Origin of the sequence: Pseudomonas sp. PA27(2017) (assembly GCF_001945445.1) — a bacterium.
Lineage (GTDB): Bacteria > Pseudomonadota > Gammaproteobacteria > Pseudomonadales > Pseudomonadaceae > Aquipseudomonas.
Window position 1 is genome coordinate 116,358 of sequence record NZ_MSXW01000023.1, and the last position, 12,253, is coordinate 128,610.

Annotated in this window: 14 protein-coding genes; all 14 read left to right on the forward strand. The window is 60.2% G+C overall.

The window, feature by feature from the left end; translation table 11 throughout:
- Positions 1-388 precede the first annotated feature (388 nt).
- The 14 genes from rpmH to BVH06_RS12995 all read left to right on the forward strand — a co-directional run bounded on the left by rpmH (position 389) and on the right by BVH06_RS12995 (position 12,244).
- Entirely contained in the window at positions 389-523 is a 135-nt protein-coding gene (rpmH, locus tag BVH06_RS12930) for a 50S ribosomal protein L34 (RefSeq protein WP_003213577.1), read from the forward strand.
- A 15-nt stretch (positions 524-538) separates the two neighbouring features.
- Positions 539-940 (forward strand): ribonuclease P protein component, encoded by a 402-nt coding sequence (rnpA, locus tag BVH06_RS12935; RefSeq protein WP_177344594.1) that lies wholly within the window; start codon positions 539-541, stop codon positions 938-940.
- Positions 933-1,178 (forward strand): membrane protein insertion efficiency factor YidD, encoded by a 246-nt coding sequence (gene yidD / locus BVH06_RS12940; protein ID WP_075929009.1) that lies wholly within the window; start codon positions 933-935, stop codon positions 1,176-1,178. The genes rnpA and yidD overlap by 8 nt, the downstream gene beginning before the upstream one ends.
- 2 nt (positions 1,179-1,180) lie before the next feature.
- On the forward strand, positions 1,181-2,920 hold the full coding sequence (gene yidC / locus BVH06_RS12945) for a membrane protein insertase YidC (RefSeq protein WP_075934317.1): 1,740 nt from the start codon (positions 1,181-1,183) through the stop codon (positions 2,918-2,920).
- A 75-nt stretch (positions 2,921-2,995) separates the two neighbouring features.
- On the forward strand, positions 2,996-4,363 hold the full coding sequence (mnmE, locus tag BVH06_RS12950; protein WP_075934318.1) for a tRNA uridine-5-carboxymethylaminomethyl(34) synthesis GTPase MnmE: 1,368 nt from the start codon (positions 2,996-2,998) through the stop codon (positions 4,361-4,363).
- Positions 4,364-5,080: 717 nt separating this feature from the next.
- Entirely contained in the window at positions 5,081-6,973 is a 1,893-nt protein-coding gene (mnmG, locus tag BVH06_RS12955) for a tRNA uridine-5-carboxymethylaminomethyl(34) synthesis enzyme MnmG (RefSeq protein WP_075934319.1), read from the forward strand.
- The gene (gene rsmG / locus BVH06_RS12960; RefSeq protein ID WP_168172910.1) at positions 6,970-7,617 is read left to right on the forward strand and encodes a 16S rRNA (guanine(527)-N(7))-methyltransferase RsmG; all 648 of its coding nucleotides are present in this window, start codon (positions 6,970-6,972) and stop codon (positions 7,615-7,617) included. Before mnmG ends, rsmG begins: the two co-directional genes overlap by 4 nt.
- 13 nt (positions 7,618-7,630) lie before the next feature.
- Entirely contained in the window at positions 7,631-8,419 is a 789-nt protein-coding gene (locus tag BVH06_RS12965; protein WP_075929014.1) for a ParA family protein, read from the forward strand.
- 11 nt (positions 8,420-8,430) lie between these two features.
- Positions 8,431-9,303 carry a ParB/RepB/Spo0J family partition protein gene (locus BVH06_RS12970; RefSeq protein ID WP_075934320.1) on the forward strand — a complete coding sequence of 291 codons (873 nt, stop codon included), beginning with the start codon at positions 8,431-8,433 and terminating at the stop codon, positions 9,301-9,303.
- 157 nt (positions 9,304-9,460) lie between these two features.
- Positions 9,461-9,853, forward strand: coding sequence for a F0F1 ATP synthase subunit I (locus BVH06_RS12975; protein ID WP_075929016.1), 393 nt, complete (start codon positions 9,461-9,463; stop codon positions 9,851-9,853).
- Between the two features lie 31 nt (positions 9,854-9,884).
- Complete coding sequence (atpB, locus tag BVH06_RS12980) at positions 9,885-10,754, forward strand: F0F1 ATP synthase subunit A (protein ID WP_070884867.1); 870 nt, start codon at positions 9,885-9,887, stop codon at positions 10,752-10,754.
- Positions 10,755-10,906: 152 nt separating this feature from the next.
- Positions 10,907-11,164, forward strand: a complete 258-nt coding sequence (gene atpE, locus BVH06_RS12985) for a F0F1 ATP synthase subunit C (RefSeq protein ID WP_003097235.1) — start codon at positions 10,907-10,909, stop codon at positions 11,162-11,164.
- A gap of 58 nt (positions 11,165-11,222) precedes the next feature.
- Positions 11,223-11,693, forward strand: coding sequence for a F0F1 ATP synthase subunit B (locus BVH06_RS12990; RefSeq protein WP_013793556.1), 471 nt, complete (start codon positions 11,223-11,225; stop codon positions 11,691-11,693).
- Between the two features lie 14 nt (positions 11,694-11,707).
- Complete coding sequence (locus tag BVH06_RS12995) at positions 11,708-12,244, forward strand: F0F1 ATP synthase subunit delta (RefSeq protein ID WP_013793555.1); 537 nt, start codon at positions 11,708-11,710, stop codon at positions 12,242-12,244.
- The last annotated feature ends 9 nt before the right edge of the window (positions 12,245-12,253 follow it).

Genomic DNA, 12,253 nt, shown 5'->3' on the forward strand with positions numbered 1-12,253 from the left:
TGCCGTGACTGTACTCTGTGGATAACACCCTTTGAGCGGCGTTGAAAAGTCTGGGCAAAACAACATGGATATCTGCCCTGTGGGTAAAAAGCCGTTCCATCCCCAGGCGATACCCAGCACGCAAACATGCGCAGCACCGGTTTCTGACAGACTTTTGAATCCCGCCAGGGCACTGGATATCTGGCCTAGATAATCTTATCCACAGATAAGGCCAGGCTAATTTATAAAAAACAAAACAAGCCTTTCTAAAAAGATTCTTTCCTTTATATTTCTCTATCTGCAAAACAACTGGTTGGAAATTGACCTGGCCTGCGGCTTTCTCTAGAATCGCCGGTCTCTTAAAACGGGGACCATTCCGGTCCGTTGTCGACAACCAGGTAACCGCATCATGAAACGCACTTTTCAACCCAGCACCATCAAACGCGCTCGTACCCACGGCTTCCGTGCTCGCATGGCTACCAAGAACGGCCGTGCCGTCCTGTCGCGTCGTCGCGCCAAGGGCCGCGCTCGCCTCGCAGTCTGATTTTCCAGTCTTGTGGTGAGTCGAGGCTTCGGCCGGGAGAAGCGCCTGCTCACTCCCCGGCAATTCAAGGCAGTCTTCGACTCTCCAAGCGGCAAAGCGCCGGGCAAGAGTGTCCTGCTGCTTGCGCGCAACAATGAGCTTGATCATTCACGCCTAGGTCTGGTGATCGGCAAGAAGAGCGTCAAGCTCTCCGTTGAGCGCAACCGCCTGAAACGCCAAATCCGCGAATCGTTCCGCCTCAATCAGGACAACCTGGTGGGCTGGGACATCGTGGTGGTCGCGCGTAAGGGCCTGGGTGATCTACAGAACGCCGAGCTGGCTCAACAGTTCGGCAAGCTGTGGAAGCGCCTGGCTCGCAGCAAACCTACCCAACAGGCCAATGCCCAGACCGGGGTGAACGACAATCCCCATGCGTAAACTGGTTCAAGCTCCAATCCGGTTTTACCAGTACGCCATCAGTCCGATGATGGCCAGTCATTGTCGTTTCTACCCCTCTTGTTCCTGCTACGCGCTTGAAGCCATCGAAACCCATGGCGTCCTGCGTGGTGGCTGGCTGACCGTTCGTCGTTTGGGACGCTGCCACCCCTGGCATCCCGGAGGCTACGATCCGGTGCCCCTCGCGAAACACTCCCGTTCCTCTTCGATGGCCGAATAATCATGGATATCAAACGTTCGATCCTGATCGTCGCCCTGGCAGTCGTGTCCTACATGATGGTTCTTCAATGGAACCAGGACTACGGCCAGGCCGCTCTGCCGAATCAGGCCGCTTCGACCAGCAAACCCGCACCGAGTCTGCCGGAAACCGCTTCGGTGGCCAGCAATGACGATGTGCCGACTGCCAACGCCGGTGGCACCGAGCCAAGCCCGGTGGAAACCGTTGCGGTCAGCGACGAGCTGATTCAGGTCAAGACCGACGTACTGAATCTGGCCATCGATCCCCGTGGTGGTGACGTGGTTAGCCTGAGCCTGCCGCACTACCCGCGTCGCCAGGACCGCCCGGACGTTCCGTTCCAACTGTTCGACAACGGCAACGAGCACCTGTACCTGGCCCAGAGCGGCCTGACCGGTGCCAACGGCCCGGATGCCCGTGCCGGTGGCCGCCCGCTGTACAACACCGAGCAGCGCGTGTACCAACTGGCTGACGGTCAGAACCAGCTGGTTGTCGACCTGACTTTCAGCGAAGCCGGCGTCAACTACATCAAGCGCTTCACTTTCAACCGTGGCCTGGATACCAGCTGCTCGTCCAAGGAAGTGGAGCAGAAGAAAACCGGTTGCATCACCGGCAATGGTTACCAGATCGAGGTTACCTACCTGATCGACAACCAGAGCGCCAACGCCTGGACCGGTAACCTGTTCGCCCAGCTCAAGCGCGACAACAGCGGTGATCCGTCCTCCAGCACCGCCACTGGCACCGCCACCTACCTGGGCGCAGCCCTGTGGACCCCGGAGAAGCCGTACACGAAGGTGTCGATGAAAGACATCGACAAGCAGAGCCTCAAGGAAACCGTGCAAGGCGGCTGGGTCGCCTGGCTGCAGCACTACTTCGTGACCGCCTGGATTCCGGCCAAGGACGACACCAACCTGGTACAGACCCGCAAGGACAGCCAGGGCAACTACATCATCGGCTACACCGGCCCTGCGCTGAACGTGCCGGCCGGTGCCGAAGGCCAGACCAGCACCACGCTGTACGCCGGTCCGAAGATCCAGAAGGATCTGGCCGCTCTGTCGCCAGGCCTGGACAAGACCGTCGACTACGGCATCCTGTGGTTCCTCGCCGAACCGATCTTCTGGTTGCTGGAACATATCCACAACCTGCTGGGTAACTGGGGCTTCTCGATCATCGTGCTGACGCTGATCATCAAGCTCGCGTTCTTCCCGCTGTCGGCTGCCAGCTACCGCTCCATGGCGCGCATGCGTGCCGTCTCGCCGCGCCTGCAGGCGCTGAAGGAACAATTCGGCGACGATCGTCAGAAGATGTCCCAGGCGATGATGGAGCTGTACAAGAAAGAGAAGATCAACCCGCTGGGCGGCTGCCTGCCGATCCTCGTGCAGATGCCAGTCTTCCTGGCCCTGTACTGGGTGCTGCTGGAGTCCGTCGAGATGCGTCAGGCGCCGTGGATCCTGTGGATCACCGACCTGTCGATCAAGGATCCGTTCTTCATCCTGCCGATCATCATGGGCGCCACCATGTTCATCCAGCAGCAGCTGAACCCGACGCCACCGGATCCCATGCAGGCTCGCGTGATGAAGATGATGCCGATCATCTTCACCTTCTTCTTCCTGTGGTTCCCGGCTGGTCTGGTGCTGTACTGGGTCGTCAACAACGTCCTGTCCATCGCTCAGCAGTGGTACATTACTCGCAAGATCGAAGCCGCGAACAAGCCTTCCGAGGCCTAAGCGTTCGCGCTTCACCCGCTACATGACAGACGCCCCCTCGTGGGGCGTTCTGCTATCCAGCGTTTGGAGAATGCTATGTCAGCCCCCCGTGAAACCATCGCCTCCGTCGCCACCGCCCAGGGTCGTGGCGGGGTCGGCATCGTCAGAGTCTCCGGCCCACGCGCACGGATGATCGCCATCACCCTGAGCGGCATCGAGCCCAAGCCGCGCCATGCCCACCACGGTGCCTGGCATGACGATGCCGGCGAGGTAATCGACGAAGGCCTGCTGCTGTTCTTCCCAGGGCCCCATTCGTTCACGGGCGAAGACGTGCTCGAGCTGCAGGGCCACGGTGGCCCTGTGGTGTTGGACATGCTCCTGCAGCGCTGCCTGGAGCTCGGTGCCCGCCAGGCGCGCCCGGGAGAATTCAGCGAGCGGGCATTCCTCAATGACAAACTCGACCTGGCCCAGGCCGAAGCGATCGCCGATCTGATCGAGGCCAGTTCGGCCGAGGCGGCGCGTAATGCCGTGCGCTCGCTGCAGGGCGAATTCTCACGCCGCGTGCATGAGCTGACCGAACGGCTGATTGCCCTACGCATCTACGTCGAAGCGGCGATCGATTTTCCGGAAGAAGAAATCGACTTCCTCGCCGATGGCCACGTGCTCAGCCTGCTCGAAGGCGTGCGTGAACAGTTATCCACAGTTTTGCGCGAAGCTGGGCAGGGTGCCTTGCTGCGTGACGGCATGACGGTGGTCATCGCCGGCCGACCGAATGCCGGCAAGTCCAGCCTGCTCAATGCCCTCGCCGGGCGTGAGGCCGCCATCGTTACCGATATCGCCGGTACCACCCGTGACGTGCTGCGCGAACATATCCACATCGACGGTATGCCGTTGCATGTGGTCGATACCGCCGGATTGCGTGACACCGACGATCAGGTCGAACGCATCGGTGTGGAACGGGCACTCAAGGCCATTGGCGAAGCGGACCGGGTACTGCTCGTCGTCGACTCGACAGCGCCGGAAGCGGCCGATCCCTTCGCGCTGTGGCCCGAGTTTCTAGAGCAGCGGCCGGATATGGCTCGGGTCACGCTGATTCGTAACAAGGCGGACCTGTCCGGCGAACAAGTGGCGCTGCACAACGCCGCCGATGGCCAAGCCAGCCTGGCGCTTTCCGCCAAGTCCAGCGAAGGCCTGGAACTGCTGCGCGAGCACCTGAAGGCCTGCATGGGCTTCCAGCAAACCGCGGAGAGCGGCTTCAGCGCCCGCCGCCGTCACCTCGACGCCCTCCATCAGGCGCAACGCCACCTCGACCACGGCCATGCCCAGCTGACCCTGGCCGGCGCCGGCGAACTGCTCGCCGAAGACTTGCGCCAGGCTCAACAGGCCCTGGGAGAGATCACCGGCGCTTTCAGCTCCGACGACCTGCTGGGCCGGATCTTCTCCAGCTTCTGCATTGGCAAGTAACCCCTCACCATTCGGTGTGGATAACCGTTTCGCCGGTGCCTGGCCCGCTGCCAACGGGAAATCTTTCGTCATGGCACTACCAATAGCGGCCTGATATTCAAGGCCGCCCCGTTCTCCCTCCAACGCCCCGAAGAACGCCTGACGTACGGTAGCGCTTGCACGCCACTGGTACAGCCTGGCCTCTTATCCACAGAAACGTTTGCATCTGAGCACTCGGACGGATTTGACGCGGGCAACGGTCTCTCCAACGGTGCTTCCAAAACCATACACAGCAGAATAAGCCCTGTGGAAAAGCGTGCCTGAGCCTTGCCGATAACCCGGTGACTAAGCAATGGATAAACCCTGCTGTGCATAACTATAACTTTTACACACAGGGTGATCACCGCCATCACACACGAGGCGCGCAGGATAATCCCGCTTTCATACATCGCTGTACATCAGAGGAATAAAGGCCTCTAGCAATCTATCCACAGATATTGGCGATACCATTTATAAACATAAAAACAAGCCTTTTAAAAAAATCATTCTTTTTTCTTTATTTACCTCCAAGTTCTGCACAACGTCCCGATGAGAGACCACCCACAGAAAAAGGCTCACCCCTAGAGCAAGGACCAGTTGGCTATTTTTTGTGCAAAAGGCTTCTTTCAGCTGGGCTAAATCCCTATACTTGCCGCCCTTTCTTGAAAGCTCCCTTTCTCAACAGGCACGAGGTGCGTGGTGGATTTCCCTTCCCGTTTTCAAGTGATCGTCATCGGCGGCGGTCATGCCGGTACCGAGGCTGCGCTTGCAGCGGCGCGCATGGGCGTTAGAACCCTGCTGCTGACCCACAACGTGGAAACCCTCGGGCAGATGAGCTGCAACCCCGCCATTGGCGGAATCGGCAAGAGCCACCTGGTCAAGGAGATCGATGCCCTCGGCGGCGCCATGGCGACCGCTACCGATCTGGGGGGCATTCAGTTTCGTGTGCTGAACAGCCGCAAGGGCCCAGCAGTACGTGCAACTCGCGCCCAGGCTGACCGCATCCTCTACAAGGCAGCGGTGCGCGAGATCCTGGAAAATCAGCCCAACCTGTGGATATTCCAGCAGGCTGCCGACGATCTGATCGTCGAGCAGGACGAGGTCAAAGGCGTGGTTACCCAGATGGGTCTGCGCTTCTTCGCCGACTCCGTGGTACTGACCACCGGCACCTTCCTTGGCGGACTTATCCACATCGGTCTGCAGAACTACTCCGGTGGCCGCGCAGGGGACCCGCCCTCGATCGCCTTGGCCAAACGCCTGCGCGAATTGCCGCTGCGCGTCGGTCGCCTCAAGACCGGCACGCCGCCACGCATCGACGGCCGTTCGGTGGACTTCACCCAGATGACCGAGCAGCCTGGCGATACGCCGATCCCGGTGATGTCCTTCATGGGCAACAAGCAGCAGCACCCCCGCCAGGTCAGCTGCTGGATCACCCACACCAATGCACGCACCCACGAGATCATCGCCGCGAACCTCGACCGTTCGCCGATGTATTCCGGGGTGATCGAAGGTGTGGGTCCGCGGTACTGTCCGTCCATCGAGGACAAGATCCACCGCTTTGCCGAGAAGGACAGCCACCAGGTGTTCATCGAGCCGGAAGGCCTGACCACCCATGAGCTGTACCCCAACGGCATTTCCACGTCGTTGCCGTTCGACGTGCAGCTGCAGATCGTGCAGAGCATCCGCGGTATGGAGAACGCCCACATCGTGCGCCCGGGCTACGCCATCGAGTACGACTACTTCGACCCGCGTGACCTCAAGTACAGCCTCGAAACTAAGGTGATCGGTGGCCTGTTCTTCGCCGGCCAGATCAACGGCACCACCGGTTACGAAGAAGCCGGCGCACAGGGATTGCTCGCCGGCGCCAACGCCGCGCTGCGCGCCCAAGGCAAAGAGGCATGGTGCCCGCGTCGCGACGAGGCCTACATCGGTGTGCTGGTCGATGACCTGATTACCCTTGGCACCCAGGAGCCGTACCGCATGTTCACTTCGCGGGCCGAATACCGGTTGATCCTGCGTGAAGACAACGCCGACTTGCGCCTGACCGAGAAAGGCCGCGAGCTGGGCCTGGTCGACGACCAGCGCTGGGCTGCTTTCGAAGCCAAGCGCGAAGGCATCGCCCGGGAAGAACAGCGCCTGAAAAGTACTTGGGTGCGCCCGAACACGCCTCAGGGTGAGGCCATCGTCGAGCGCTTCGGCACGCCGCTGACCCACGAGTACAACCTGCTCAACCTGCTGTCGCGGCCGGAAATCGATTATGCCGGCCTGGTCGAGGTGACCGGCGAAGGCGCCGAGGATCCCCAGGTCGCCGAGCAGGTCGAGATCAAGACCAAGTACGCCGGCTACATCGAGCGTCAGCAGGACGAGATCGCCCGCCTGCGCGCCAGTGAGGAAACCGAGCTGCCTGTGGATATCGACTACGCGACCATTTCCGGTCTTTCCAAGGAAATCCAGCACAAGCTCGGCAACGCGCGACCGCAGACCCTCGGTCAGGCATCGCGGATTCCGGGGGTCACCCCGGCGGCCATCTCGCTGCTGCTGATCCACCTGAAAAAACGCGGCGCTGGTCGCCAGCTGGAGCAGAGCGCCTGATGTCCGTTACCGCTCACCACGCCGAAGAACTGCTACAAGGCGCCCGTGAATTGGGCGTCGACTTGACCGAGCAGCAGCAGACGCAGCTGCTGGCTTACCTGGCGCTGCTGATCAAGTGGAACAAGGCCTACAACCTGACCGCTGTACGTGATCCAGACGAGATGGTGTCGCGCCATCTGCTCGACAGCCTCAGCGTGGTGCCTTTCGTGGCCGAGGTTGGGGATAACTGGCTGGACGTCGGCAGCGGCGGCGGCATGCCGGGCATTCCTCTGGCCATCCTGTTTCCCGAACGGCGCTTCACGCTGCTCGATTCCAATGGCAAGAAGACTCGCTTTCTTACCCAGGTGAAGCTTGAGCTCAAGCTGGCCAACCTGGAAGTTATCCACAGTCGCGTGGAAGCGTTCACGCCCGAGCAGTCATTCAACGGCATCTGCTCGCGGGCGTTCAGCTCCCTGGAAGATTTCTCCAACTGGACGCGCCACCTGGGCGATGGCAACACCCAGTGGCTGGCGATGAAAGGCGTGCACCCGGACGACGAGCTTCAGGCACTGCCAGCGGACTTCCGTCTCACCGCCACCCATGTGCTCAAGGTTCCCGGTTGCCAAGGCCAGCGCCATCTGTTGATACTGCGTCGCTCGGTTTAGGGGGAACGGCAACATGGCTAAAGTATTCGCAATCGCCAACCAGAAAGGCGGCGTGGGCAAGACCACGACCTGCATCAACCTGGCGGCTTCTCTGGTTGCGACCAAACGCCGTGTACTGCTCATCGATCTCGATCCGCAGGGCAACGCCACCACCGGCAGCGGCGTCGACAAGCAGACGTTGGAACACTCCATCTACGACGTGCTGGTCGGTGACTGCAACCTGGTCGAAGCCATGCAGTTCTCCGAGCACGGTGGTTATCAGTTGCTGCCTGCCAACCGCGACCTGACCGCCGCGGAAGTGTCGCTGCTGGAAATGAAGATGAAGGAGAGCCGCCTGCGTTATGCACTGGCGCCGATCCGCGAGAACTACGATTACATCCTCATCGACTGCCCACCGGCGCTGTCGATGCTGACGGTCAACGCACTGGTCGCCTCCGATGGCGTAATCATCCCCATGCAGTGCGAGTACTACGCACTGGAGGGCCTGAGCGATCTGGTCAACAGCATCCAGCGCATCGGCAAGCTGCTCAACCCGTCACTGAAGATCGAAGGCCTGCTGCGCACCATGTACGATCCGCGCATCAGCCTGACCAGCGACGTGTCTGCCCAGCTCAAGGAACATTTCCCCGACACGCTCTATCAAACCGTGATCCCGCGCAACGTGCGACTCGCCGAAGCCCCCAGCTTCGGTATGCCGGCGCTGGTCTATGACAAGCAATCCCGTGGCGCGATCGCCTACCTGGCGCTGGCTGGCGAACTGGTTCGCCGCCAGCGCGCGAACGCCCACACCGCAACCGTATAAGGAAACTATGCATGGCTGCCAAGAAACGTGGGCTCGGTCGAGGCCTGGACGCCCTGCTGGGAGGCACCAGCGTCGATACGCTCGAGCAGGAAGCGGTCAAGGCCGATACCCGTGAGCTGCAGCACCTGCCTCTGGACCTGATTCAGCGCGGCAAGTACCAGCCGCGTCGCGATATGGACGTCACCGCGCTCGAAGAACTGAGCCAGTCGATCAAGACCCACGGCGTGATGCAGCCGATCGTGGTGCGTCCTGTGGGCGACGGGCGTTTCGAGATCGTTGCTGGTGAACGCCGCTGGCGTGCTACCCAGCAGGCCGGGCTGGATCGCATCCCGGCACTGGTACGCGAGCTGCCGGACGAAGCCGCCATCGCCATGGCGCTGATCGAGAACATCCAGCGCGAAGACCTCAATCCCATCGAAGAAGCCATGGCCCTGCAGCGTCTGCAGCAGGAGTTCCAGCTGACTCAGCAACAGGTCGCCGAAGCCGTCGGCAAGTCGCGGGTGACCATCACCAACCTGTTGCGCCTGATCTCCCTGCCCGAGGAAGTGAAAACCCTGCTCTCCCATGGCGACCTGGAAATGGGCCACGCCCGCGCACTGCTGGGCCTGCCGGTCGAGCAGCAGACCGAAGGTGCGCGACACGTTGTCGCACGGGGCCTCACTGTGCGTCAGACCGAGGCCTTGGTGCGCCAGTGGCTTAACACCCAGGAGCGGCCAACTGCCACCACCAAGGTCGATCCGGATATCAGCCGGCTCGAACAGCGCCTGGCTGAGCGGCTGGGCTCTCCGGTGCAGATCAAGCATGGCCAGAAAGGCAAAGGCCAACTGGTGATTCGCTACAATTCTCTCGACGAACTTCAGGGCGTCCTAGCCCACATTCGCTGAAACAATTGCTCCTCGAGCACTACGGCGAAAAGACTTTCGAGCAGTTGAACGGGGTGGGAACCGCCCCTATACTCTGCGCGCATTTCGGCGGCACAAAATGTGCCAAGTTATTGAATAGCTTGGTAACGATATCTGAGAGTGTTTCCCGGGAAAATTGATGGATATCCGCACGCCAAAACGCCTGCCGCTCCATCGCTTGCCGGTGTTTCCGATTCTCGTGGTGCAATTGCTGGTGCTGTTGGTTCTTGCCGCTGCCTGTTGGTACTGGAAGGGCACGACTGCTGGATATTCCGGCTTGTGCGGCGGGCTGATCGCCTGGCTGCCGAATCTGTACTTTGCCCACAAGGCATTCCGGTTTTCCGGAGCGCGGGCAGCCCAGGCCATCGTCCGGTCGTTCTACGCCGGCGAAGCAGGGAAACTGGTTTTGACAGCGGTGCTTTTCGCACTGGTGTTTGCAGGTGTGAAGCCTTTGGATGCGGCGGCTTTGTTCGGCGTATTCCTGCTGACCCAATTGGTCAACTGGTTCGCACCCTTGCTGATGAAGAGATGATTTTTAAAGCCTTAGAGCGTTTGAGGGATTTATGGCAGCTGCAGAAACCGCTTCGGGTTATATCCAGCATCACTTGCAGAACCTGACTTTCGGTCAGCACCCGGTCAATGGCTGGGGGTTCGCCCACACGGCCCAGGAAGCCAAAGAAATGGGTTTCTGGGCATTCCACCTCGATACCCTGGGTATCTCCGTGGTGCTGGGCCTGATCTTCATCTTCCTGTTCAAGGCAGCTGCCAAGCGCGCAACCTCTGGTCAGCCTGGCGGCCTGCAGAACTTCGTCGAAGTGCTGGTGGAGTTCGTCGACGGCAGCGTGAAGGACACCTTCCACGGCCGTAACGCTCTGATCGCCCCGCTGGCCCTGACCATCTTCGTCTGGATCTTCCTGATGAACCTGATGGACCTGGTGCCGGTTGACTGGATTCCGATGGCTGCCGCCAAGATCGCCGGTGATGACCACCTGTTCTTCCGCGCCGTACCGACTACCGACCCGAACGCTACCCTGGGCATGGCCCTGTCGGTATTCGCACTGATCATCTTCTACAGCATCAAGGTCAAGGGCATCGGCGGCTTCCTGGGCGAGCTGACCCTGCACCCGTTCAGCGCCAAGAACATCTTCGTCAAGATCCTGCTGATTCCGGTCAACTTCCTGCTGGAGTTCGTGACCCTGATCGCCAAGCCGGTTTCCCTGGCCCTGCGACTGTTCGGCAACCTGTACGCAGGCGAGCTGATCTTCATCCTCATCGCGGTCATGTTCGGCGGCGGCATTCTGTTGGCAGCACTGGCAGGCGTCCTGCAGTGGGCTTGGGCAGTCTTCCACCTGATCATCATCACGCTGCAGGCCTTCATCTTCATGATGCTGACCATCGTCTACCTGTCGATGGCGCACGAAGACAGCCATTGATGGACGTGTCGCGCGTCACCGACGCGCGGCGTTGTCGATGGATCCGGCCTCGGCTGGAACGCCCGCAAGGGCACTGGAAGTAACGGTTTTGCTTTACCGCTTTACCCTTAGAAAAACCTTAACCAATACGACGTAAAAAGTCGGGAGGAAAGATGGAAACTGTAGTTGGTCTGACCGCGATCGCTGTTGCTCTGCTGATTGGCCTGGGCGCTCTGGGTACCGCTATCGGCTTCGGCCTGCTGGGCGGCAAGTTCCTGGAAGGCGCTGCGCGTCAGCCGGAAATGGTTCCGATGCTGCAAGTCAAAATGTTCATCGTCGCCGGCCTGCTGGACGCCGTGACCATGATCGGTGTTGGTATCGCACTGTTCTTCACCTTCGCGAACCCCTTCGTTGGTCAAATCGCTGGCTAATCACTCGAATTTATCGAGTTGATTGGTGTGATGGACAACGAACGAGCGAGGTGTTGGCGTGAACATTAATGCAACCCTGATTGGCCAGTCCGTTGCCTTCTTCATCTTCGTGCTGTTCTGCATGAAGTTCGTATGGCCTCCGGTCATTGCGGCTTTGCAAGAGCGTCAGAAGAAGATTGCTGAAGGTCTGGACGCTGCCAGTCGTGCGGCTCGTGACCTGGAGTTGGCCCAAGAGAAAGCGGGTCAGCAACTGCGCGAAGCCAAGACACAGGCTGCTGAAATCATTGAGCAAGCCAAGAAACGCGCGAACCAGATCGTCGATGAAGCCCGTGATCAGGCTCGCGTCGAGGCGGATCGCGTGAAGGCTCAGGCTCAGGCCGAGATCGAACAGGAAATCAACAGCGTCAAAGACGCCCTGCGTGCCCAAGTGGGTGCCCTGGCCGTCGGCGGTGCCGAGAAGATCCTGGGCGCATCCATCGACCAAAACGCGCATGCGGAGCTGGTTTCCAAACTGGCCGCCGAAATTTAAGCGAGGGCGCGATCATGGCAGAACTGACCACGTTGGCCCGACCTTATGCCAAGGCGGCTTTCGAATACGCCCAGGCCCACCAGCAGCTGGCCTCTTGGTCAGCCATGCTCGGCCTGGCAGCGGCGGTGTCGCAAGACGCCACCCTGCAGAGCGTGTTCAAGGCCCCGCGTTTGACGAGTACAGACAAGGCCACCACCTTCGTCGAGGTGTGTGGTGACAAGTTCGACGCCCAGGTACGCAATTTCATCCACGTTGTCGCAGAGAACGATCGTCTGGCCCTGTTGCCGGAAATCTTCGCACTGTTCGAGCTGTACAAGGCCGAGCAGGAGAAGTCGATCGACGTGGACGTTACCAGTGCCTTCGCATTGAGCGATGAACAGCAAGACAAACTCGCCAAGGTTCTCAGTGCACGGCTCGGCCGGGAAGTGCGCCTGCACGCTGCGGAGGACGCCGCCTTGATTGGTGGTGTCGTGATCCGCGCCGGCGACCTGGTTATCGATGGCTCAGTTCGCGGCAAGATCGCGAAGCTGGCCGAAGCATTGAAATCTTGAGTTTGAAGG